General features: G+C 60.3%; 21 protein-coding genes. 9 read left to right on the top strand and 12 right to left on the bottom strand.

Annotated elements, in window-relative coordinates; translation table 11 throughout:
- Positions 1 to 130: 130 nt before the first annotated feature.
- Positions 131 to 892 carry a 16S rRNA (uracil(1498)-N(3))-methyltransferase gene (locus tag FDG13_RS05740; protein ID WP_180125862.1) on the bottom strand — a complete coding sequence of 254 codons (762 nt, stop codon included), beginning with the start codon at positions 890 to 892 and terminating at the stop codon, positions 131 to 133.
- Positions 893 to 959: 67 nt separating this feature from the next.
- Complete coding sequence (locus FDG13_RS05745) at positions 960 to 2,132, bottom strand: aminoglycoside phosphotransferase family protein (RefSeq protein WP_180125863.1); 1,173 nt, start codon at positions 2,130 to 2,132, stop codon at positions 960 to 962.
- A gap of 81 nt (positions 2,133 to 2,213) precedes the next feature.
- Between FDG13_RS05745 and FDG13_RS05750 the strand changes: the two genes are divergently transcribed.
- Genes FDG13_RS05750 through rsmA form a run of 3 tightly spaced genes read left to right on the top strand, consistent with a single transcriptional unit; the run spans position 2,214 to position 6,804 of the window.
- A complete protein-coding gene (locus FDG13_RS05750; RefSeq protein WP_255435118.1) occupies positions 2,214 to 4,625 on the top strand; it encodes an LPS-assembly protein LptD in 2,412 nt (803 codons plus the stop codon).
- A 10-nt stretch (positions 4,626 to 4,635) separates the two neighbouring features.
- Positions 4,636 to 5,997 carry a peptidylprolyl isomerase gene (locus tag FDG13_RS05755; protein ID WP_180125865.1) on the top strand — a complete coding sequence of 454 codons (1,362 nt, stop codon included), beginning with the start codon at positions 4,636 to 4,638 and terminating at the stop codon, positions 5,995 to 5,997.
- Positions 5,998 to 6,036: 39 nt separating this feature from the next.
- Positions 6,037 to 6,804 carry a 16S rRNA (adenine(1518)-N(6)/adenine(1519)-N(6))-dimethyltransferase RsmA gene (rsmA, locus tag FDG13_RS05760; protein WP_180125866.1) on the top strand — a complete coding sequence of 256 codons (768 nt, stop codon included), beginning with the start codon at positions 6,037 to 6,039 and terminating at the stop codon, positions 6,802 to 6,804.
- Between the two features lie 45 nt (positions 6,805 to 6,849).
- Here rsmA and FDG13_RS21015 read toward each other — a convergent pair whose 3' ends face one another.
- The 4 genes from FDG13_RS21015 to FDG13_RS05780 form a co-directional block, all read right to left on the bottom strand.
- Positions 6,850 to 6,990, bottom strand: coding sequence for a hypothetical protein (locus tag FDG13_RS21015; RefSeq protein ID WP_180125846.1), 141 nt, complete (start codon positions 6,988 to 6,990; stop codon positions 6,850 to 6,852).
- 53 nt (positions 6,991 to 7,043) lie between these two features.
- Positions 7,044 to 7,493 (bottom strand): barstar family protein, encoded by a 450-nt coding sequence (locus FDG13_RS05770; RefSeq protein ID WP_255435119.1) that lies wholly within the window; start codon positions 7,491 to 7,493, stop codon positions 7,044 to 7,046.
- A gap of 33 nt (positions 7,494 to 7,526) precedes the next feature.
- Positions 7,527 to 7,919, bottom strand: coding sequence for a ribonuclease domain-containing protein (locus FDG13_RS05775; RefSeq protein WP_180125867.1), 393 nt, complete (start codon positions 7,917 to 7,919; stop codon positions 7,527 to 7,529).
- Between the two features lie 164 nt (positions 7,920 to 8,083).
- Complete coding sequence (locus tag FDG13_RS05780; RefSeq protein ID WP_180125868.1) at positions 8,084 to 10,387, bottom strand: NADP-dependent malic enzyme; 2,304 nt, start codon at positions 10,385 to 10,387, stop codon at positions 8,084 to 8,086.
- A 207-nt stretch (positions 10,388 to 10,594) separates the two neighbouring features.
- Between FDG13_RS05780 and pip the strand changes: the two genes are divergently transcribed.
- Positions 10,595 to 11,620, top strand: coding sequence for a prolyl aminopeptidase (gene pip, locus FDG13_RS05785; RefSeq protein WP_180125869.1), 1,026 nt, complete (start codon positions 10,595 to 10,597; stop codon positions 11,618 to 11,620).
- A gap of 33 nt (positions 11,621 to 11,653) precedes the next feature.
- On the opposite strand, the gene FDG13_RS05790 is transcribed toward pip, so the two are convergent.
- The 5 genes from FDG13_RS05790 to FDG13_RS05810 all read right to left on the bottom strand — a co-directional run bounded on the left by FDG13_RS05790 (position 11,654) and on the right by FDG13_RS05810 (position 16,344).
- Entirely contained in the window at positions 11,654 to 12,094 is a 441-nt protein-coding gene (locus FDG13_RS05790) for a hypothetical protein (protein WP_218942637.1), read from the bottom strand.
- 80 nt (positions 12,095 to 12,174) lie between these two features.
- Entirely contained in the window at positions 12,175 to 13,548 is a 1,374-nt protein-coding gene (locus FDG13_RS05795) for a glutamine synthetase family protein (protein WP_218942638.1), read from the bottom strand.
- Positions 13,549 to 13,610: 62 nt separating this feature from the next.
- Positions 13,611 to 15,005 carry an aminopeptidase P N-terminal domain-containing protein gene (locus tag FDG13_RS05800; RefSeq protein WP_180125870.1) on the bottom strand — a complete coding sequence of 465 codons (1,395 nt, stop codon included), beginning with the start codon at positions 15,003 to 15,005 and terminating at the stop codon, positions 13,611 to 13,613.
- A 56-nt stretch (positions 15,006 to 15,061) separates the two neighbouring features.
- Complete coding sequence (locus FDG13_RS05805) at positions 15,062 to 15,904, bottom strand: nucleotidyltransferase family protein (protein ID WP_255435120.1); 843 nt, start codon at positions 15,902 to 15,904, stop codon at positions 15,062 to 15,064.
- A 140-nt stretch (positions 15,905 to 16,044) separates the two neighbouring features.
- Entirely contained in the window at positions 16,045 to 16,344 is a 300-nt protein-coding gene (locus FDG13_RS05810; RefSeq protein ID WP_180125871.1) for a hypothetical protein, read from the bottom strand.
- A 232-nt stretch (positions 16,345 to 16,576) separates the two neighbouring features.
- Between FDG13_RS05810 and FDG13_RS05815 the strand changes: the two genes are divergently transcribed.
- Positions 16,577 to 17,584 carry an SPFH domain-containing protein gene (locus FDG13_RS05815; protein ID WP_180126155.1) on the top strand — a complete coding sequence of 336 codons (1,008 nt, stop codon included), beginning with the start codon at positions 16,577 to 16,579 and terminating at the stop codon, positions 17,582 to 17,584.
- Between the two features lie 29 nt (positions 17,585 to 17,613).
- Here FDG13_RS05815 and FDG13_RS05820 read toward each other — a convergent pair whose 3' ends face one another.
- Positions 17,614 to 18,129 (bottom strand): CIA30 family protein, encoded by a 516-nt coding sequence (locus tag FDG13_RS05820; RefSeq protein WP_255435121.1) that lies wholly within the window; start codon positions 18,127 to 18,129, stop codon positions 17,614 to 17,616.
- A gap of 22 nt (positions 18,130 to 18,151) precedes the next feature.
- On the opposite strand from FDG13_RS05820, the gene greB reads away from it, so the two are divergent.
- From greB to ppk1, 4 genes are all read left to right on the top strand, one after another.
- Entirely contained in the window at positions 18,152 to 18,712 is a 561-nt protein-coding gene (gene greB, locus FDG13_RS05825) for a transcription elongation factor GreB (protein ID WP_180126159.1), read from the top strand.
- Positions 18,713 to 19,131: 419 nt separating this feature from the next.
- Positions 19,132 to 19,794: a PEP-CTERM sorting domain-containing protein gene (locus tag FDG13_RS05830; protein WP_180125872.1), complete on the top strand. Its 663-nt coding sequence runs from the start codon at positions 19,132 to 19,134 to the stop codon at positions 19,792 to 19,794.
- 346 nt (positions 19,795 to 20,140) lie between these two features.
- A complete protein-coding gene (locus FDG13_RS05835) occupies positions 20,141 to 20,641 on the top strand; it encodes a GNAT family N-acetyltransferase (RefSeq protein ID WP_180125873.1) in 501 nt (166 codons plus the stop codon).
- A gap of 86 nt (positions 20,642 to 20,727) precedes the next feature.
- Complete coding sequence (gene ppk1, locus FDG13_RS05840; protein WP_180125874.1) at positions 20,728 to 22,896, top strand: polyphosphate kinase 1; 2,169 nt, start codon at positions 20,728 to 20,730, stop codon at positions 22,894 to 22,896.
- Positions 22,897 to 22,914 lie beyond the last annotated feature (18 nt).

A 22,914-nucleotide genomic window follows, 5' to 3' on the forward strand; every position in this document is an offset into this window, starting at 1 on the left:
CAACTTACCACACTCTTTTCCCAGCGCTGCCGGATTGGGCGGGCTTTTGCAGCGCCACTCAAAGGTTTTTCACCAGCACAGTTGCTGCTGAAGAGACAGTCCTTGGCGCGCACCACCGCCAAAACACCGGCTACACCAGCAAGGCGCTCAACGCGGCCAGCGCGGCGGTTTCGGCGCGTAACACCCGCGGGCCCAGGGTCACCGGGTTCAGACCTGCCCGCAGGGCGGCGGCCTCTTCGGCCGGGCTCAAGCCACCCTCGGGGCCGGACAGAAAGTGGATGTCGGGTGAACTGTCGCTCTGGGTCAGGCGCGTAGCCACGGCCTCACCCACCGCCCGCGCACCAGCAGCCAAGGACAACAGCAGCCCGAGCGGCTGGTCTGCAGCGGGGGCTGCGGCAACACGCTCGGTATGGCTTGGGAGCCACTGCGCCAGCGTTGCCACCGGGTGGACCACCGGCACCCGGTTGCCACCACATTGCTCACAGGCGGCCACCGCCACGCTGTGCCAGTGCGCCACCTTTTTGTCGGCACGCTCACCACTCAGGCGCAGCACGCTGCGTTCGGTCATCAGCGGCTGGATGCTGGCCACACCGAGTTCGGTGGCTTTTTCCACGAGCCAGTCCATGCGTTCGTTGGCGGGCATGCCCACCACCAGATGCACACGCAAGGCGGGCTCGCGTTGGGTGGCCAGATAGTCGCCCACCTGCACCTGCACATGGCTGCGGCCCATCTGGGTCACGCTGGCACTGTATTCCCCCGAGCTGTCACCGGTGAATAGCGTGATGCCGTCCCCCGGCTGCAGCCGCAACACCTGCACATGGCGTGCCGCGCCCGCAGGCAGCTCCAGCAAAGCGCCAGAGTGGAGGGGAGTCGGGCAGTAAAAACGTGGCATGAATGACTTTAATAACTATCAATTAAATAGCTTATAGCCCTTGTTATAAAAGGGCCAGAGCATGATTTTATGCTTGACGCCCAAAACCAAAAACATCGGGCTCCACAAAGCCTTCGACTTTGTCAATCAGCCGCAGCAGCGGTTTGAGTTCGCGGTAACGGGCGCAGGTGCTGCGGATGTACTGGATAAAACGGGGGGTGTCGGCCAGGTACTGCGGCTTGCCGTCGCGCAGCGTCAGGCGGGCAAAGATGCCGGCCACTTTGAGGTGGCGCTGCAGGCCCATCCACTCGACACCACGGTAAAACTCACCAAAGTCGTCGCCCACCGGCAAGCCGACCTTGCGTGCTTTTTCCCAATAACGCACCGTCACGTCCAGACAAAAATCCTCTTCCCAGCTCAGGAAGGCATCCCGCATCAGGCTGGCAATGTCGTAGGTGATTGGGCCGTAGACCGCGTCCTGGAAGTCCAGCACACCTAACTGAGCGCCAGGGCTGGCAGGGGCCATCAGAGGTTTCGCCGCCGGGCCGCCCCAAGGCGAAACGGCTCCCTCGGGGGGCAACGCAGTACGCGCAGCGACAAGGGTGGGGGCCATCAGATTTCTCGGCATGAAATCCCGGTGCACAAACACGCTGGGTTGCGCCAGGTTGGTGGCAATGATCTGTTTGAACGTGTTGTCCAGCGTGAAACGCATGCCCTGATCGATGGCCACACCCTTGTGCTGCACCAGGTACCAGTCGGGAAACAGTTCCAGCTCGCGCCGGAGCAGAGCTTCGTCGTAAGGCGGCAGCACACCGGGTTTGGAAGCCAGTTGCCAGGTGATCAACGCGTCCACCGCCTGCAGGTACAGCGGCAGATTGGCCTGCGGGTGGGTCTTATCCATGACCTGCATCATGGTCTGGCCACCCAGATCACTCAGCAGCATGAAGCCTTGGAGCTCATCCCAGGCCAGCACCTCAGGCGCGTGCAGGCCAGCATCGTGCATCAGCTGCGCTACCTGGACAAAGGGCTGGCAGTTTTCGCGCTCGGGCGGGGCATCCATGATGATGCGACTGCCTGAACGGCTGTCTATGCGGAAATAGCGCCGGAAGCTGGCGTCAGCACTGGCCAGACGCAAACTGTCCGGCTGCAAACCGTGCTCTGCGGCGGTTGTACTCAACCATCGCTCAAACTGCGTGGCGCGCTGCGCGTCGGTCCAGACGATGGGGCTAGGAATCAGTGGGGTGGGGTTGGCTTGGCTCATGGATAATCCATTCTACTGACCGCCTTTTTGTCCCTCTTTAATCCAACATGGCCTCTGATGCCTCGCCCGATGTTCTTTCTGATGCTTGACCCCTTCTTTCGGGCAGATGGTGGCCGTTGGCGCGAGCTGGGCTTGTGTGTGGTCGGTGGTTTGCTGGCACCGGCGCTGGTGCTGGCGCAGGATGAGGTCCCCACCGAGCTGCTGCAACTCAGGAACAGTGCCAAGCTTGAGGAGTCGATCAGCCCGCTGACGCGCAGCCTGTTACCCAGTTTTGTCTCGGGTGACACCATCTCCGGTCGCACCGATCTGGAAACCGTGGTGGAGGGCCATGCCATGCTGCGCAAGGCCGACATGGTGATCAAGGCTGACCGGCTGGAATACAACCAGCCAACCGATCTGGCGCGTGCGACCGGTCATGTGCGCATCAACCGCTCCGGCAATATTTTCGAGGGGCCGCTACTGGAACTGCGGGTGGATGCGTTTGAAGGTTTTTTCAACACCCCCACCTACCATTTCCTCAAGAATGACGGCCACGGCCAGGCTGACCGGGTGAACTTTCTTGATGACCAGCGGGCCGTCATCCACAACGCCACCTTCACCACCTGCAAACGCAACGGTGGCCCGGACTGGCTGCCTGCCTGGATCTTGAAGGCCAGCCGGATCGGCATCGACAACGCCGAAGACGTCGGCACCGCTGAGAATGCGGTCTTGAGTTTCAAAGGTGTGCCCGTGCTGCCGATCCCGTACGTCACCTTTCCGCTGAGTGACCAGCGCAAGTCGGGCTTGTTGCCACCCACCATCGGCCTGGGCAACGTCAACGGTTTTGAGTTGGCACAGCCCTATTACTGGAACATTGCGCCAAACCGGGACGCCACCATCACCCCTACCCTGATGACCAAGCGCGGGCTCAACCTCGGCACCGAATTCCGCTACCTGGAGCCGACCTACACCGGCACGGCCAAAGTGGACTGGATGGGCACCGACGATTTGCGCGACCGCAGCCGCTGGAGTTTGAATGCCAACCATCAGGCCAAGATAGACAGTGACTGGACCGATGACGGTTTCAACCTGAACCTGAACCTGAACCGCGTCAGTGACGACAACTATTGGAAAGACTTCACCCGATCCAATGTCAGCACCGGCCTGCTGTCGGTCAATGACGCGGCGCTGTTGGCCGCCAACACCCAGCGTTTGCTAGCCAACGATGCCCAGTTGTCCTGGAGCAATGGTCCCTTCACCAGCATGGTGCGGGTGCTCAAGTGGCAAACCCTGCAAGATCTGGCAGACAGCGCAGCCAACATCGTGCCACCGTACAACCGGATGCCGCAGCTCACCACGCATTACGCGAGTGAAACCGAATCGGGACTGAACCTGGCGCTGGATGTGGACTACACACGCTTCGAATCTGATAACAAGGTATCCAATCAAACTAACGGACAACGCCTTTTTTCTTTGATGCAGGTCAGCCGCTCCTGGCGCGCCCCGGAAGGGTTCATCACCCCCAAGCTGCAGTTACATGCCACGCAATACCAATTTGACGCACCCTTGAGCACTGGTCAGAAACAGGCCAGCCGGGTGTTGCCCACCTTCAGCCTGGACAGTGGTCTGGTGTTTGAGCGTGACACCGAGTTTTTTGGCCGCAAACTGAATCAGACACTGGAGCCGCGGGCCTTTTATGTCCACACGCCGTACCGTGACCAGAGTTTTCTGCCCAACTACGATTCCGGCGCCAATGACTTCAATTTGTCGACCGTCTACACGGAAAACGCCTTTGTTGGCAACGACCGCATTTCTGACAGCCATCAGATGACCCTGGGTGTCACCAGCCGCCTGCTCGACCCCGATACCGGTGCCGAGGCAGCCCGTTTTGGTGTGGCTCAGCGGATTTTGTTTGCTGATCAGAAGGTGACCTTGCCAGGTGGTACGCCGTCCACCGACCGCGTCAGTGACTTGCTGCTCAGTGGCTCAGTCAACTGGGACCCGCGCTGGAACTTTGGTGGCACCGTGCAATACAACCCGGACATCGAACGCACCTCGCGCTCCACCTTGAACGCCACGTACCGTCCGGGCAGTTACCGCATCTTGAACGCTGCCTACCGCTTTCAGCGTGCCAGCAGTGAACAGATCGACCTGAGCTGGCAGTGGCCACTGGCCGACCTCTGGGGCAGCAGCAACCAGGCCAAGAACATGGGCGACGGTGCGGGCCGCTGGTACAGCGTCGGACGCCTGAACTACGGCATCAACGAGGGCCAGATGGTCAATGCGGTGCTGGGTTTTGAGTACGATGCGGGCTGCTGGCTAGGGCGCGTGGTGTTTGAGCGGCTGCAAACCGGTACCAGCAGTGCCAACCAGAGCATCATGTTCCAGTTGGTATTTGTTGGGTTCACCGGTTTGGGTGTCAACCCGTTGCAGGCCCTCAGAAACAATATCCCCGGTTATCAGAGCTTGAGCCAACCGGCGGGCTCACCCAGCCGTTTCAGCAATTACGATTGAACCAACCACCATGACCTACCGTCTCAAGACCCTCTCCATGGCCATGCTGGCACTTGGTGTGCTGTGCCAAGCGCAAGCCCAAGGTCTGCGCGTGCCGGATGCCACACCTGCGCCATCGCCGGTGGCTGGCAAGTCGGCCCTGGCGCAAGCCGACTACATCGTGGCGGTGGTGAACTCGGAGCCCATCACCAACACCGAGGTGATGCGTGAGGCACAACGTGAGTACCAGCAACTGCTGCAACAGCGGCGCGCGCCGCCAGACATCGGGCTGCTGCTGCCCGAGGTGCTGGAGGCACTGATCAACCGCAAGGCGCAGTTGCAAACCGCGCGTGACACCGGGCTGCGTGTGGAAGAGTCGGCCATCGACCAAGCCGAACTGGCGATAGCGGCGCAAAACCAGCTGGATGTGGCTGAACTGCGCCGCCGTGTGGTGCGCGAGGGCCAGTCGGTGAGTCAGTTTCGCGGCCAGCTGTCGGATCAGATCCTGTTGCAGCGCCTGCGCGAACGCGATGTGGAGTCACGCGTTCGGGTGAGTGAGCAAGACATCGACCAGTTCCTGCGTGACCAGACCAGTGCCGCCCCCACCGGCGACACCCAGATCAATATCGCGCAGATTCTGGTGGCCGTGCCTGAATCGGCTACCCCCCAGCAGGTAGATGCCCTGAAGCTGCGGGCGCAACGTGCCCAAGAGCGTGCTCGCAAGGGTGATGACTTTGCCGCGCTGGTGCGCGAGTTCTCGGACGCGGTCGACCAGGCCAATGGCGGCCAGCTGGGTCTGCGTAACACCAACCGCTACCCCGACTTGTTCGTTCAAGCCACGGCGGCACTGTCGGTTGGTGATGTGGCGGATCTGGTGCGCTCGCCCGCCGGTTTTCATATTCTCAAAGTGGTGGAAAAGGTCCGCCCCGGCGCACCCACCATGGCCGTCACACAAAGCCATGCACGCCACATTTTGCTGGTACCCAGCGCCCGTCTGAGTGAGGCTGAGGCGCGCCGCAAACTCAGCGACTTCAAAAAACTGGTGGTGGCCCAGCAGGCGGACTTTGCGACCCTGGCGCGTGACAACTCGCAGGATGGCAGTGCCGCGCAAGGGGGTGACCTGGGTTGGGCCGGCCCGGGCATGTTTGTGCCGGAGTTTGAAGCAGCCATGAACCGCCTGGCTCCTGGCGAGGTAAGTGACCCGCTGCTGTCGCGTTTTGGTTTGCACCTGATCCAGTTGCTGGAACGCCGCAAAGTCAGCCTGACGCCAGAGCAGCAGCGCGAAGCCACCCGAGCCATGTTGCGCGAGAAGAAACTCGATGAAACCTATCTGAGCTGGGCGCAGGACGTGCGCGCCCGGGCCTATGTGGAAATGCGTGAGCCGCCGCAATAAGACGTCCAGCCTGCACGTCCCTTTCTCCATCCATCCCACATGAAACACATCGCGCGCAAGCGTTTCGGACAGCACTTTTTGACCGACGGCGGCATCATCGATGCCATCGTCGAGACCATTGATCCCAAGCCCGGCCAGGCCATGGTTGAGATTGGCCCGGGTTTGGCTGCGCTGACGCAACCTCTGGTAGAACGTCTCGGTGTCCTCACAGTGATTGAGCTGGACCGCGATCTGGCGCTGCGCCTGCGCGCTCACGGGCAGTTGCGGGTGATTGAATCTGATGTATTAAAAGTCGACTTTTCCCTTATATCCAAAGGGTTTGATGCTCTTAAATTGAGAGTTGTCGGCAACCTGCCTTACAACATCTCGACACCGATCCTGTTCCATCTGCTGCAGTATGTGGACTTGATTGAAGACCAGCATTTCATGCTGCAAAAGGAAGTGATCGACCGCATGGTGGCACGCCCTGCGACGGCCGCGTACGGACGCCTGAGTGTCATGCTGCAGTGGCGCTACGCCATGGACAACGTGCTGCTGGTGCCACCGGAGAGTTTCGATCCGCCACCCCGCGTCGACAGTGCGGTGGTGCGCATGGTGCCGCGTGACGATCCGGCCGCCGTGAATGTCGCGCTGCTCAGCGAACTGGTGCAAGTGGCCTTCAGCCAGCGCCGCAAGCTGCTGCGCCACACCCTGGGCCAGTGGCTACAGGCCAGGAACTTTGCGGGCGACTTTGATGTCCAGCGCCGCGCCGAAGAGGTGCCGGTGGACGATTACATCGCGCTGGCGCTGGCCGTGGCCAGAGCATAAAAGAAGCCTGACTCGTCAGGCTTCTTTCTTGTGCGGGACATCCGCTTAACTGGCTGTCCAATACCCCGCGTTGAAAGGGCTGCTCATGCGCAATGCTTGTGGCGAAATGTCCAACAACTTGTCAGTGGGCATCTTCTCGCCGTTGTCCGACAGGACGTCATCGGCTTGGCCACTGTCGGTGGTCACGCCGCTGTTTGCCTCGTTCGCCCGTTCTGCTTGGCTGGTGTGTGCAGAACGGGCTACAGAAAAGAATAGAAACACCTGAAGGGTATTTTTCTGTCCCCCCAGTAATCAGCGGTGTCGCGGAAGATGTCGAGCAACTGCTCACGCGCTTCCTTGTCAAACTTGGCGTTGGCCGGAATGTGTTCCAGAACCGCGATAAAACCAGGCTGCGGGCCCGACTTGTGGACCGGGTCGGTCATGCTGTCGTACAGGGAATCAAAGTTTTTGCCGACCTGCACGGTCAACATGAATTGCTGGCTGATCAGGTCCAACACATCCTGCTTGCTCTGGGCGTTAGCCAGGTTGGCATACAGAAAGTGATGCCCCAAACCTTGCGCTGCGGCCTGCAGATCCGGCACTCTGAATGCCCGAATGGACTGAACAATATTGGGCCGCACACCGCGCAAAGGCACGTCGGCCGATGTGGCCGACGGCTTGAGGGTTGCCTGGTCAAGTAACATATTCATCTTCTCTCTTCTGTTCAAAGTAACAATTCAAATTCAGGGCACGATCTTGCGAAAACTCGCATAGTGATCGGCTGTGTAGTAACAAACGTCAGGAGTTTTCGGTGGCCCACCGCAAACAATTCGCCGGGTTCCCCGGTGGCTGATCCCAGGGGTTGCCACGGTGTATTCCCGGTAGTAACCCCGTTTAAAAAGTGGCAGCAACCTCTCACGATTGCCAAACACTGAGCCATCTTTCTCGCTGGCGAACGGCCCGCCCTGTTGAATCAGCGCCAACATCTGCTCACCTTGTCGGGGCAACTCCGTCACCCGGATGGTGGCTGGGATGTTTGTTGGCGCGCTTGCTTTGGCTTGGGTCGCGCCCGGTGTCAGCACTGCGATCAAACATAAGCCAGCGATCACCAACTTAAATTTTTCAAACCGCAACATGGACCAGCGTTCCTTATAGACCCAGGGTAAACCCGTACTTCCAAGGGCGTAAGTGTCGGTGATTTGCCAGATAAATGCAAGCCATTGCTCAAACAATGAGCAATGGCTGTGTGGGAATACAGTCCGGTGGACCTGTTCCGTCGATTTTTGTGCTGGTGGTTTTTTTACCGGCTGACGTTGGCATCCGCGACCGTCAAGGCGGTCATGTTGACGATGCGACGCACCGTGGTACTGGCGGTCAGGATGTGCACGGGTTTGGCCGCACCCAGCAGCACCGGGCCAATGGCGATGTTGCCACCTGCGGCGGTTTTCAACAGGTTGTAGGAAATATTGGCGGCGTCCAGATTGGGTAGAACCAGCAGGTTGGCATCGCCACTCAGTGTGCTGTTGGGCATCAGGGTCGCACGCGACTTGCCATCCAGCGCCAGATCACCGTGCATTTCACCGTCCACATCAAGCCAGGGGGTGTTGGCGCGCAACAACTCCAAGGTGTCACGCATTTTGACGGCTGTGGGCTGGTTGCTGCTCCCAAAATTAGAGTGCGACAACAAGGCTGCTTTTGGAGTGATGCCAAAACGCTTCATTTCCTCGGCGGCCATGGTGGTGATTTCTGCCAACTGGGCGGCGCTCGGGTCGTAGTTGATGTGGGTGTCGACCAGAAAAATCTGGCGATCCGGCAGCAACAAGCCATTCATACAAGCGTAGGTGGTCACACCGGCGCGTTTGCCCACCACCTGGTCCACGTAATTCAGGTGCAGCGCCAAACTGCCCCAGGTGCCACAAATCATGCCGTCCACATCACCTTTGTGTAACAGCATGGAGGCAATCAGGCTCAAGCGACGGCGCATGTCAATCTTGGCCATCTGCTCGGTGACGCCCTTGCGTTCGGTCATGCGGTGGTAGGTCTGCCAAAAATCGCGGTAACGGTGGTCCCTTTCGACATTGACAACAGCGTAGTCGTCTCCCTCGCGCAAGCGCAGGCCAAATTTTTCGATGCGCTCGGCAATCACCGCCGGGCGGCCAATCAGGGTTGGTAGCGCCAGACCTTCGTCCACCACAATCTGGCAGGCCCGCAGCACCCGCTCATCCTCGCCCTCGGAATACACCACGCGCTTTTTAAGACCTTTTTTGGCGGCAGTGAAGATCGGCTTCATCACCGTACCAGACGCATACACAAAACTTTGCAGCTGCTGGCGGTAGGCGGCCATATCCTGGATCGGGCGTGTGGCCACACCACTGTCAAACGCCGCCTGTGCCACCGCAGGGGCGATCTTCATCATCAGCCTGTGGTCAAACGGCTTGGGGATCAGATACTCTGGGCCAAAACAGAGCATTTCACCCGCATAAGCGGCTGCCACCACTTCACTTTGCTCCGCTTGCGCCAACTCGGCAATGGCGTGTACCGCAGCAATTTCCATCTCGATGGTGATGGTGGAGGCGCCCGCATCGAGCGTGCCGCGAAAGATGTACGGGAAACACAGGACGTTGTTGACCTGATTGGGGTAGTCCGAGCGTCCAGTGGCAATGATCGCGTCATCACGCACGGCTTTCACTTCTTCGGGCAGGATTTCGGGTGTCGGGTTGGCCAGCGCAAATACCAGAGGGCGCACCGCCATCTTGCGCACCATGTCGGCTTTGAGCACGCCGCCAGCGGACAAGCCCAGAAACACGTCGGCACCTTCAATCACTTCACCCAGGGTACGCGCCTTTGTGTTTTGCGCGAAAAAAGCCTTGTCGTCGTCCATCAGCTCGGTGCGGCCTTGGTACACCACACCCGCCAGGTCGGTGACATAGATGTTTTCGCGCGCAATACCCAGCTTGACCAGCAGTCCCAGGCAGGCCAGCGCGGCAGCACCGGCGCCCGAGGTGACCAGCTTGACCTGCGACGGGTCCTTACCCGCGACTTTGAGTCCGTTCAGAATCGCCGCACCAACGCAGATCGCCGTGCCGTGCTGGTCATCGTGGAACACCGGGATCTTCATGCGCTCGCGCAGCTTGCGCTCGACATAAAAGCAGTCGGGTGCCTTGATGTCTTCCAGATTGATGCCACCAAAAGTCGGCTCCAGCGAGGCGATGATGTCCACCAGCTTGTCCAGGTCGTGTTTTTCGTTGATTTCAATGTCAAACACGTCGATGCCAGCGAACTTCTTGAACAGCACGCCCTTGCCTTCCATCACCGGCTTGGCCGCCAGCGGACCGATGTCACCCAGACCCAGCACCGCCGTGCCATTGGTGATGACCGCCACCAGGTTGCCACGGCTGGTGTATTTAAAAACGTTGTTGGGGTCTTTGACGATTTCTTCGCAGGGTGCAGCCACGCCCGGTGAATAAGCCAGCGCCAGGTCGTGCTGGTTGGTCAGTTGTTTGGTCGCAGCGATGGCGATCTTGCCCGGCGTTGGCATCTGGTGGTAGTCCAGTGCTGCGCGGCGCAATTGGGCACGCTTGTCTTCGGGGTTGTTATGGGGCATGCGGGTCTCCGGCGGCCACCGGTGCGGCGGTCCGCCACACCGAATGAGGGTAAAGGGCGCAAATTGTAGGCGCGCGTTTGAGTCCAGCCCGTGGGTGAAAACGAGGGGGTTTGTCACTACGTGACCCACGGCAGTTCGTGCGTGGCGCTGTAACAAAGCTGTTTCACTTTTTCAGCAGATTCCCCGACAATAGGGCAATGCGCTGATATGTTTCGACCCACTTCGTTTTTCACTTTATCCAAATTACACAACGTGCGCGATAACAAGATTGACTCCTACGCCGTCACCGATTTGTTTCCGCCTGTGAAACCTTATCGCAGCGGCAGACTTCAGGTCGATGACTTGCACACGCTGTATTGGGAAGAGAGTGGCAACCCGCAGGGTGTGCCGGTGCTGTTTTTGCACGGTGGCCCAGGCGCAGGCACCGCGCCCAGCCATCGGCAGTTTTTTGACCCGGCGTATTACCGCATTGTGCTGTTTGACCAGCGTGGCTCGGGGCAATCCACGCCGCTGGGCGAACCGCGCCAGAACACCACCCAGCTGCTGGTCGACGACATCGAACAACTGCGTGAGATGCTGGCCATCGAGGACTGGCTGATCTTCGGCGGCTCCTGGGGTTCCACACTGGCGCTGGCCTATGGGCAGGCGCACCCCCAGCGTTGCACCGGTTTTATCCTTCGCGGCATTTTCCTTGGCACACAGGCCGAAATCGACTGGTTTTTGCAGGGTATGCCGCTATTTTTTCCAGACGAACACGCCCAGTTTGTCAAGCAGATCCCTGAGGACGAGCGTGGCGACTTGTTGGCGGCTTATACGAAGCGCCTGTTCAGCGACAACCCCACAGAGAACCTGCGGGCTGCTCAGGCCTGGAGCCGCTACGAGGCCAATTGCCTGCACTTGGTGCCGCGCCCTGAAGTGGCCCGCATGTTCAGCGCTGCCAGCGTAGCCCTGGGTGTCGGGCGCCTGGGCGCCCACTATTTTTGCAACAAGATGTTTTTGTCAGAAGGTCAGCTGATTGCCCAGATGGACCAGATCAAGCATCTGCCTGCAGTCATCATTCAGGGCCGTTATGACGTGGTGTGCCCACCGCGCACCGCCTGGCAACTGCGCCAGGCCTGGCCGCAAGCCAAGTTTGAGGTGGTGGACGATGCCGGCCATGCAGCTTCCGAGCCGGGGATTGCCAGCGCACTGGTGGCCGCCACCGAACGCTTCAAGTTGACCGGCAGCTTGTAAGCAACACCGCTTGTTGGCGGTGCCATGTGCTGATCAATCGTTGTAGCGCCGCTCATCCCGGGGGCCGTGTCGGCCATGGTCAAACCGTCCATCCCGGCGTGGGTCACGGCCTTCATAACGCCGTTGTGGTTCTCTGTAGTAGTGCGGTGCATACACATCCCGGTACCAGCGGTCTTGCACAAAGTACACCGGCTGGCCACAGGCGCTGTAACGGCGGCAATGTTTGTCCCAGTGCCGTTCGTGCCCCGGTGGCACACGCAGGTAGATCGGCTCACGCACCATGGGCCCCCGGTGTTCAATCACCACCGGTTGCGGGTAGATCACCACCGGTTGCGGTGCCCGGCCGATATCGATGCGGCCATAAAACCCGGGTTGAGAGACATTGACCGACACCCCCACATCTGCCGCGAAAACCGCCGCAGACAGTGAGAACGTGCACAGCAAGGCGCCCAAAGAAAGTGTTTGTTTGTTCATCAAACCATTCTAGGAACGGTTTTAAACGGGCTTGTAAGCAGACGTAAGTGCCTGGGCCAGGCACTAACTGACCTGAGAACTCAGACCTGTGGCAGTAAAAACCGTCGCTCCCAGGCGCTGATTTCACTCAAATAGTGCTCGTGTTCAAGCGCCTTCACCGCGCAATATCCTGTTACAAAATCATCCCCAAACGCTTGTTTCGCAAGGGCACTGTGCTGCATTTTTTGTAGTGCCTCATCCAAGCTGCGTGGCAGGCCGTGGGCCTCGTCATATCCGTTGCTGGCCAATGGCGCGGAGGCTTGTAACTGCTGCTGCAAGCCCGCCAGCCCGGCCGCCAGCGTGGCCGCGATGGCCAGGTAGGGGTTGGCGTCGGCACCAGCCACACGGTTCTCCACGCGCCGCGCCACCGGGGCGCTGGCGGGAACACGCAGCCCGGTGGTGCGGTTGTCAAACCCCCAGGCCATGTTGGTGGGCGCCTGGCTGCCCGCCACATAACGTCGGTAGGAATTCACGTTGGGTGCCAGCATCAGCATCAGCTCGGGGCCGTAGGTTTGCAAGCCCGCGATGAACTGGCCAAACAAGGGGCTGGCCGAACCATCGGCCAGACTAAACACATTGGCGCCCGCCGCATCCAGCACACTGGTGTGTAAGTGCATCGAGCTGCCTGAACTGCCCGCAATCGGTTTGGCCATGAACACCGCGTTCAACCCGTGTTTGAGAGCGATCTCGCGCGCGGCGTACTTGAACAAGAAAGCTTGGTCAGCCACGGCCACCGCGTTGCCATGCATCAGGTTGATCTCGTACTGCGTTGGGCCGACTTCGTGGATCCAGGTGTCAGCGTCGATGTTGAGCGTGACCAACGCAGCCCGGAATTCGTCCCAGAACGGCGCGAGTTCATTGAGCATGTTCAGGCTGAAGGCGCTCTGACCCACCTCGGCCCGGCCACCACGCACGGTGGGCGGCGCCAGCGCCAGCGCCGGGTCGCTGTTGGCTGCAGTCAAGTAAAACTCGATCTCCGGCGCCACCACCGGTGTCAGCCCCAGCGCGGTGTACTGCGCCAGCACCCGCTTGAGCGTGCTGCGCGGCGCAAAGGTACACAACTCACCATTGAGCTCCAGACAGTCGTGCACGGCCACCGCACGCGCTGTGCTGGCCCAGGGGGCCAGCGTGAGCGTGTTGTAGTCGGGCAGCATCCGCACATCGGGGTCGCTGTCGGGGAACACCGGGTTGTAGGAGTATTCCCCGGTGACCGCCTGCATCGGGATCGCCTGGCAGATGCGCAACTCGGCACCGTCAGCAAAGCGGTCGGCCGGCATCAGCTTGCCACGCGGGTAACCGGAAATGTCGGCAAACAGGCACTCCACGTCCCGCACACCGTGTTGCTGGAAGAAGGCACGAAGCTGTTCGGGCGTGTTGGGCCGGGTCATGGCGCTGGCAGGCTGGGACTGAGACATGGTGTGGACTGGGTTAAAGGTTGTGCCTCCGCCAAGGCAGCAGCGGTGGCTGGAGGGTTGGCTTAACGCATCAGCGCCTCAATCTCAGCCACCGTTACCGGCACACCACGGGTGATCAACTCACAACCAGTGTCAGTCACGATAGCGTCGTCTTCAATGCGGATACCGATGTTGTGGAAAGCCTCGGGCACACCGGGCGCCGGGCGCACATAGATGCCGGGCTCGATGGTGAGCACCATGCCGCTGCGCAAGATGCGCGCCGGGCGGTTCTTGATGGTTTCTCCGGTGAGTGCGTCTTGGCGTTCGCTGACCTGGCCGATCTCGCCGGGCTCGGTGTAGGCGCCGCAGTCGTGTACATCCATGCCCAGCCAGTGGCCGGTACGGTGCATGTAAAACGGGAAGTAGGCGCGTTTCTCGATCACATCGTCGAGCGTGCCCACCAGGTTTTTGTCGAGCAGGCCAACATCCAGCATGCCTTGGGCCAGCACCTTGACGGTGGCGTCGTGCGGATCGGTGAAGCGAGCACCGGCCTTAGTGGCGGCAATCGCGGCCTCTTGTGAGGCCAGCACCAGTTCGTACAGTGTTTTTTGTGGTCCGGTGAATTGGCCGTTGGCCGGGAAGGTGCGGGTGATGTCGCTGGCATAACCGTCGAGCTCACAACCCGCGTCGATCAGCACCAGCTCACCGTTCTGCACCCGGCCTGCGTCGGCACGGTAATGCAGCACACAGGCATTGGCGCCAGCGGCCACGATAGAGCCGTAGGCCGGGTACTGCGAGCCATGTTGGCGGAATTCATGCAACAACTCGGCGTCCAGGTGGTACTCGCGCACGTCCTGTCCGGCGCGCAGCATCGTCACGCAGCGCTGCATAGCACGCACATGGGCACCGGCGCTGATGGCGGCGGCACGGCGCATCACGTCTTGTTCATGGGCGTCCTTGAACAAACGCATCTCGTCCAGCGGGCCACACAGGTCGCGTTGCTGCTCGGGGCACAAGGTGCCGTAACGCACGCGGGTGCGCAGGCCACTGAGCCAGCCGTCGATGCGCGACTCCAACCCAACGTGGGTGGCAAACGGGTACCAGACCGACTCACAGCCGTCGATCAGGCCGGACAACTGTTTGTCCAGCTCGGTCACGGAAAAAGCGGCGTCCACCCCCAGCGTCTCGGGTGCAGCCTGCGGGCCCAGGCGGTAGCCGTCCCAGATTTCGCGCTCCAGGTCCTTGGGCTGGCAAAACAGGGTGCTGCGGCCATCACCGGTCACCACCAGCCAGGCCTTGGGCTCGGTGAAGCCGGTCAGGTAGTAGAAATAACTGTCGTGGCGGAACAAAAAATCGCTGTCGCGGTTGCGCTGCTGCTCGGGTGCAGTCGGCAGGATGGCGATGCCACCCGGGCCGATGTGGCGGGCCAGGGCGGCGCGGCGTTGGGCGTAGAGGGTGCGGGTGTCGGGTGAAGTCATGGTGTATGTGGTGGCGAAGGATTCAAAAAGCGGGTGAGCTAGAAAAGCAAGTGTATTCAGGGCCCATTGAGCTGTGCCAGCCGCTCGGGGGTGCCAACATCGGTCCAGGGGCCTTGGTACAGCTCGGCCGATACCCGACCCGCATCCATGGCGGCACGCAACAAAGGTGCCAGCGCAGCCTTGACACCCTGCGGGTTGCCCGGCGGGATGGTGCACCAGGGCGGCGCAAACAGGTCGCGGTGGTACAGGCCGATGGTGGAATAGGTGTAGCGTGGCTGCGGATCGTCCTTGGGCAGGTTCAGCGCTTGGCCAGTGGTGGCATCTAGGCCAAAGTCGCCACGCGGGTTGTGGGCCGGGTTGGGCACCAGCCAGATGTGGGCCAGTTGGCCGCTGGTCGCAAAGCGCGTCACAGCCTCCTGTGCAAATTCAAAACCTGGTGTGAACACATCGGCCGCCAACACCCAGAACACCTCGCTCGCCGGTGAGCCCTTCTCCGGGAACAGCTGCGGCAGCGCCCGGCAGATGCCGCCAGCGGTCTCCAATGCGCTGCCGAAGTCACGGCCTTCGAGCGAGTAGCGCAGCTGCATACACTCCGATCTCGATAGCTTTTCACCCTTATCCAATAAGGGCTCAAGGCCAAAATCATCACCAAATGCCTGAACAATCCGGTTTTCCAACCAGGCGGTGTTGATCACCACCTGCCGGGTGCCACCGCGCAGCAACGCCTCCAGGTGCCACTGCATCAGAGGTTTGCCTTGCACGCTCAGCAAGGGTTTGGGACAGCTGTCGGTGAGTGGGCGCATGCGCTCACCCCGGCCAGCCGCCAGCAGCATGGCTGGGGCGCGGGTGTTGGGGTCAGCGGGGGTCAGCGGGCGGGGTGGGGCAGGAACGGGTGGCATGCGGTATTGGAGCGGTCAGTCCTCAAGCATAGCCCAAGGGCAGGCACCCGAACCACAGCGCTGACCAAGCGCGACATGGCAGTCACCCTGAACCTGCCGAGAGGTATCGGCGCACTCAGGGTGAACAGGCAAATTCCCACTCAATCGGGCTGGGTGACCTTGGCCAGTTCCGGCTTGGACACCCGACCGTCCCGGTTGCTGTCCACAGCATCAAAATTGGCCACCAGCCCTGGAATGGCTTCGGCTTCCGTCAGGCTCAGCACCCCGTCTTTGTTGGCGTCGGCTGGGTCAAACGCTGCCAGCAAATCCTTGGCGGCCGATGACTGGGCTGCGGTGGCTGGCGCAGCAGGTGCGATGGGTTGCGCCCACAAAGCTGTGGTGGTGCTGAGGATGGTCAACGCCACCGTGGCAGAGCGAAGGGGGTAGTTTTTGGCAGTCATGAGGAAACTCCGGTTCAAGTGAAAGGAAACCCATTTGAGCGCCCGCCAGCAGCGGCAACAAGGCTTTTTGCCTGCTGTTACCCCGCAGAGTGCTTGTTTACCTCAGACGGATTTGCTTACCTTTTGCCGACCTTGCAGGGCGCATGCAGACGCCCTGCTGGTGCTGGTCCAGCGCGTGGTGCCGGGGACAGGCCGCAGTATCATGAAAGCCATCGATCCCAAGGAGCAGCACATGGCACTGATGGACTTCATCAAGAAACAGTTTCTGGACGTCATCGCCTGGACGGAAGATGAAAACGGCACACTGGCCTGGCGTTACCCGATGGCAGACCAGGAAATCCAGAACGGTGCGGTGCTGGTGGTGCGTGAATCCCAGCTGGCGCTGTTTGTCAACGAGGGCCAGGTGGCCGATGTGTTTGGCCCCGGTAGCCACACACTCAACACCCAGACGCTGCCGCTGTTGACCAACCTGCAGCACTGGGACAAGCTGTTGGCCTCGCCGTTCAAGAGTGATGTCTACTTTTTCAGCACGCGCCAGCAGCTCGACCAGAAGTGGGGCACCCCCCAGGCCATCACCATCCGCGACGCCGACTTTGGTGCGGTGCGCCTGCGCGCCTTTGGCAACTACAGCTACCGCGTGGCCGACGCCAAACTGTTCCACACCGAAGTGTCTGGCACTCGGGATCGTTACAGCACCCAAGACATCGAGGGGCAGTTGCGTGGCCTGGTGTTGCAGAACATCAGCACGGCGGTGGCCAGCAGCGGCATTGCTTTTCTGGATCTGGCCGCCAACCAGGGCCTGTTTTCGCAAGCACTGACACAGCAACTGGCGCCAGAGTTTGCCAAGCTGGGCCTGCGGCTGGAGAGCCTCACGCTGCAAAACCTGTCCTTGCCTGAGGACCTGCAAAAAGTGCTGGATCAAAAAATCGGCATGGGCATGGTGGGCCAGGACATGGGCCAGTTTTTGCAGTACCAGACGGCGCAGGCCATGACGCAGTTGGCCCAAGGCACGGCTGGCGGCGGCGGCCTGGCCGCCGACGGCATGGGCCTGGGCGCCGGTATGGCCATGGGCCAGGTGCTGGCGCAGACCCTCTCGGCCAGCCACGCCCAACCGAACAGCGCCCGTACTGACGAGTTGTTAGCCACTCTGGAAAAACTCGCTCAGCTCACGCGCCAAGGGGTGCTGACAGCCGAAGAATTTGCAGCAAAAAAAGCTGAGGTATTGAAAAAACTGGGGTGAGGCCACCCAGCCGCTGGCGCTGGGCGACGCTAAAACACCGTCACCTGCCGGATGCCCAGCGCAAACGGCCCGGCCTGGCCATCGGCCACCATCCAGCCAACCTGGCACACCCGCTCGGGCTGTAACCGTGGGGCACGCGGCACCAGCTGCCCACGAAAGCTGGGGCGCATGCCCGCCACCCACACGGTGATCTCACACCACGCCCCGGCGGGTGGCTGAAAACTGGCCTGGTAACTCAGGCCGTCAAAGCTGGTCTCGGTGCGCAGGTTGAACTTGTAAGACCGACCATCACCCAGCACCGTCAGGCCATAACCCGCCACACCCGCCCGTGCCAGGGCCCGCGTGCTGGCGCGCACCGAGGCGAACCCGCCCTGGTTCTGCAACGACACTTCACCCTCAAACACCGCCCAACCGGCGGCATCGAAACGCAGGCAGCTGTTTGACAAGCCCCCCATGACCCGGTCGTCAATGGCCTGCCAGGGTGCACAGGCCGCTACAGTATCGAACCTCAGAACATTCACCATGATGCGCCATTGTGAGCGCATGACCACCCACACCACAACACCCATGAGCAAGGCATTCACCAAAGAGTCCGACAACGATGACGACGACGAGCTGCAACTGCCGCCGTTGCCACCGGGCGGCAAGAACTACATCACACCCCAGGGTTTTGCCCGCTTGCGTGCCGAACTCAAGGAGCTGGTCGAGGTGGAGCGCCCGAAGATTGTGGAAGCCGTGCACTGGGCAGCCAAAAATGGTGACCGCTCCGAAAACGGCGACTACCTCTACGGCAAAAAACGCCTGCGCGAGATTGACCGGCGCCTGCGTTTCCTGATCAAACGCCTGGAAATTGCGGTGGTAGCCGACCCGGCCGTGCACCATGGTCACACCCAGATCTTTTTTGGCGCGACTGTCATCTATGTGGATGATGAAGGCATCGAGCGCAGCGTGAAGATTGTCGGCATCGACGAGGCCAACAGCGCTGCCGGGGAGGTGAGCTGGATCTCCCCCATCGCGCGCACCCTGCTCAAAGCGTTTGAGGGCGACGTGCTCAAGCTGGTCATGCCCGAACGGGTGAGCGAGGTGGAGGTGCTCAAGGTGAGTTACCCGGCACCGGCCGCGCCGTGACGCGCTGGCGAGGCTGTGGACGTGGCGTGTGTGCGTGAGGGATTGCTCAAAGAATTGCAGCATGCCCTAGCATGCCCCCGTGTGTCGGCCTACTGGAAGCGAAGAACGGTCGACTGCCTGTCACATCACCCTTGATCAGACCATCAGTCTTGCAGAGATGTCGCAAATAGTCAGTTGTGCACATCTCCTTCTGTCAAGGACCTGGTTGCCCTGCTCAGGCAGCAGATGCAAAAAATTATGAGGATTTCTCCAACAAAGTGTCGGTTCTACTTACATATGACATATTTTGGTAGCCAGTTTGAAACAGATGACCAGCTGCAACTGCTTGTTTCATAAGTGTTTACACCTACCAAACATAAAATTGGCACAGAACGTGCTCTTTACGAGAAAGTTCCTCCTCTATTACACGTCAAACCAATATGAATATCTCGAAGTTGATCCTGCCGGCGGTTGCTAGTTTCGGCCTTCTGATTTCTGCCACGGCAGCTTTTGCAGCACCAGTTAACTTTACCGTGACGAATGCGGCGCAGACCGTCGGGCTGGGGTACGGCACCGACACCGTAGAAAACACAAACTCAGCCACTTTGCTGGACGTTCGATTCACCAATTCCTTCACAACCCAGAGTTTTGAGCTGCTGAGCGTCGGTGCTGCCAATAGTTTCACTCTGGGCACGGTTCAGTTCGCAGAACCCAACAGCAATCAGGGCATTCTGGAACGTGAGAAAGACAATCTTGACATCTCATGGGCATTCACTTTCACAAATCCTCTAGGCATCAGTCAGTCGATTTCGGCCACGGGCGTTGCGGTCGCGGGAAGTGTTTCAGACAACGCCGTCGATTACATCCTTGAATGGAATGACGTGATCGTTGATTTTGGTGCTGGTGGTCAGTTCAGCATCAGTTTCAATGATTTGTCGTTCAGCCGGGATGGCACCCAGACACAAACCGCCACCATCACCTTGCTGGCGATGCCAAGTGCAAACGCCCCGCAAAACGTGCCAGAACCTGCTTCTCTGGCGCTCGTGGGTTTTGCGCTCGCTGGGCTGGCAGCCACCCGCCGCAGGAAACATACGGAAGCCTGAGGCGACTGCACTTCACCTCAAAACGGGAGCTTTGTCTCCCGTTTTTGCATGGTGGGGCCGCTTTAGGTTGATGGTCTGTAGTCACCGCAGCAACATTTAGGCGGGTCCCGCGGCTACCACCGCGATATCAGCCTACTGGAAACACTGAGCGGTAGATTTTTTCGCTGGCCATGGTCTCCCAGTGGCCCGCCGCCAGTGCTTCATCCGGTTTCTGACATCCAGGTCTATCCTGTCCAACCACGGCGGGCACCCTGATCAAATGACAGCATGGGGTGCCCCGTTGAGGCATTGCCCTCGCTGATGGATTCAGATAGGCTATCTCCCGGCAACGGGAGAAAAAACCACAATGATCATTCGCAAGGAAACAGCGGCGGACATCGCCGCCATCGAAGAAGTCACCATCGCGGCCTTTCAGACGCTGACCATCAGCCAGCACACCGAGCAGTATGTGATTCGGGCCTTGCGCCAGGCCCGGGTGCTGACGGTGTCGCTGGTGGCCGAATTCGGCGGGCGGGTGTTGGGTCATTTGGCGTTTTCACCGATCACGCTGTCAGACGGCAGTCCGCACTGGTACGGCCTGGGGCCGATCTCGGTCTGGCCCGAGTACCAGCGCCAGGGCATTGGCAAATCGCTGGTCCACGAAGGTTTGTGTTCGTTAAAAGCCCTCGGCGCCCGTGGCTGCGCCCTGGTGGGTGACCCCAACTACTACCAGCGTTTTGGCTTCAGGAACCAGCCCCAGCTGGTGTATGAAGGTATCCCCCAGGCGTATTTCCTGGTCTTGCCTTTTGTCGAACCCGTTCCCCAGGGCACGGTGGTTTTTCACGAAGGATTTGCCGCCCGCGCTTGATCCAAGTCGCTTGCCAGCGACACACAGATGTCATCAAAATGACATGTCAAACCGTCACACTTGCCCAATAACCGATTTAGGCCCGCATGATCGACACTGCTCCCACCCCAGACGCCACGCCTGTCCCCGCCGTTTTGCCTGTCCCTGCCAAGACCCGGGTCAAAATCAAAGCCATCCCAACGCCGGTGCTGGTGGACACCAGCTGGCTGGACCGCGATCTGAGCCTGCTGGCCTTTAACGCGCGGGTGCTGCAGTGGGCCAAAAAGACCGACGTGCCGCTGCTTGAGCGGCTGCGTTACCTGACCATCGTGTCCTCCAACCTCGATGAATTTTTTGAGGTGCGTGCTGCCCTGTACACCAGCCTGGCCAAACCCAAGGCCGACCTCAGTGCGATTGATGCCAAGGCCCAGGAGTCTTTGAGTGGTGTGGCTCACATGCTGGTGGAGCAGCAATACGCGCTCTACAACGATGTGCTGATCCCGGCCTTTGCCAAAGAGGGGGTGCGCATCGTCTCCCACAGCGAACGTACACTGGCTCAGCGCCGCTGGGTCAAGTCGCTGTTCGAGCGCGAGGTGCGCCCGCTGCTGCTGCCGGTCGGGCTGGACCCCTCCCACCCGTTTCCGCAGGTGGCCAACAAGTCGCTCAATTTCATCGTGCGCCTGTCGGGCCGTGATGCGTTCGGGCGTGAGAACGAGATCGCCATCGTCAAGGTGCCACGCAGCCTGCCACGGTTTTTCCGCCTGCCCGAAAAACTCACCGGAAAACGCACTTTGTTTGTGTCGATTTCCAGCGTGATCCGCAGCCACCTGGATGACCTGTTTCCGGGCCGGACCGTGGGCGATTTTTCGCAGTTCCGCGTGACCCGCCATTCCGACCTGTCGGTGGACGAGGAAGACGTGAAAAACCTGCGCACCGCACTGCGCCAGGGCCTGGTACACCGCAACTACGGTCAGGCAGTGCGACTGGAGGTGTCGGCTGGCTGCCCCGAGGTGTTGTCGGACCTGCTGCTGCGCCAGTTTGAGTTGCCGGTCTCGGCCCTGTACCGCGTGCACGGGCCGGTGAATCTGGTGCGCCTGAACCAGCTGATCGACCTGGTGGACCAGCCCAAATGGTTGTGGCCACGTTATGAGGCCAGCTTCCCGCACCAACTGGCCTCCAACACACCTATTTTTGAACAACTCCAGGTGGGTGATGTGCTGATCCACCAGCCCTACGAGAGTTTTGACGGCGTGCTGGCCTTCCTGCGTGAGGCGGTGATGGACCCCAACGTGTTGGCCATCAAACAAACCATTTACCGCACCGGCTCGGACTCGGTGCTGATGGAGCTGCTGCGCCAGGCGGTGCAACGTGGCAAAGAAGTCACCGTGGTGGTGGAGCTGAAAGCGCGTTTTGACGAAGAGGCCAACATCAACTGGGCCGAGAAGCTCGAATACATCGGCGCCCAGGTGGTGTACGGCATTGTGGGTCTGAAAACCCATGCCAAGATGCTGCTGGTGTCGCGCCGCGAGGGCCGCGACATCCGCCGCTACGCCCACCTGTCCACTGGCAACTACAACCCGAAAACCGCCCGGCTCTACACCGACCTGAGCTATTTGACCGCCAACCCCAGTTTGACCGCCGACATGGAAACCGTGTTTGGCCTGCTGGCCAACCAGAGTCACATCCCCAAACTCAACAAACTGATCCTCGCGCCCTTCCATTTACAACGCAGCATGATTGACCGGGTGGACAAGGTCGCCAAGGCCGCCGCCAGCGGTGTGGCCGGGCGCATCATCCTCAAGATGAACAGCCTGACCGACGAGAAGCTGATGGAGGCGCTGGTGCGTGCTGGACAGGCCGGGGTCGAGGTGGATCTGATCGTGCGCGGCGCCTGTATGCTGCCCGCGCAGCGCGCCGGTTTCTCCGACAACATCCGGGTGCGCTCGATCATTGGCCGCTTTCTGGAGCACTCACGGGTGTTTTATTTCCAGAGTGGCAACAACGAGTCGCTCTACCTGTCGAGTGCCGACTGGATGAACCGCAACATGCTGCGCCGGGTGGAGTTGGCTTGGCCGGTGGAAGACGCCGCCTTGCGCCAGCGCATCATCCAGGAATGTCTGACGCTGTACCTGGCCGACGCGGTGGACGCCTGGACGATGGGCGCCGATGGCCATTACACCCAGCTCCACGCCGGGCGTAGCCGCGTGGCGGGCAAGCCCAAGACAGCGCTCGGTGCACAAGACAGGTTAATGGCCATTTATTCGTCTAAGCCCTGATGAAATAAGGGAGTATTG

It is taken from the genome of Rhodoferax sp. BLA1 (assembly GCF_013416775.1).
Classification (GTDB): domain Bacteria; phylum Pseudomonadota; class Gammaproteobacteria; order Burkholderiales; family Burkholderiaceae_C; genus Rhodoferax.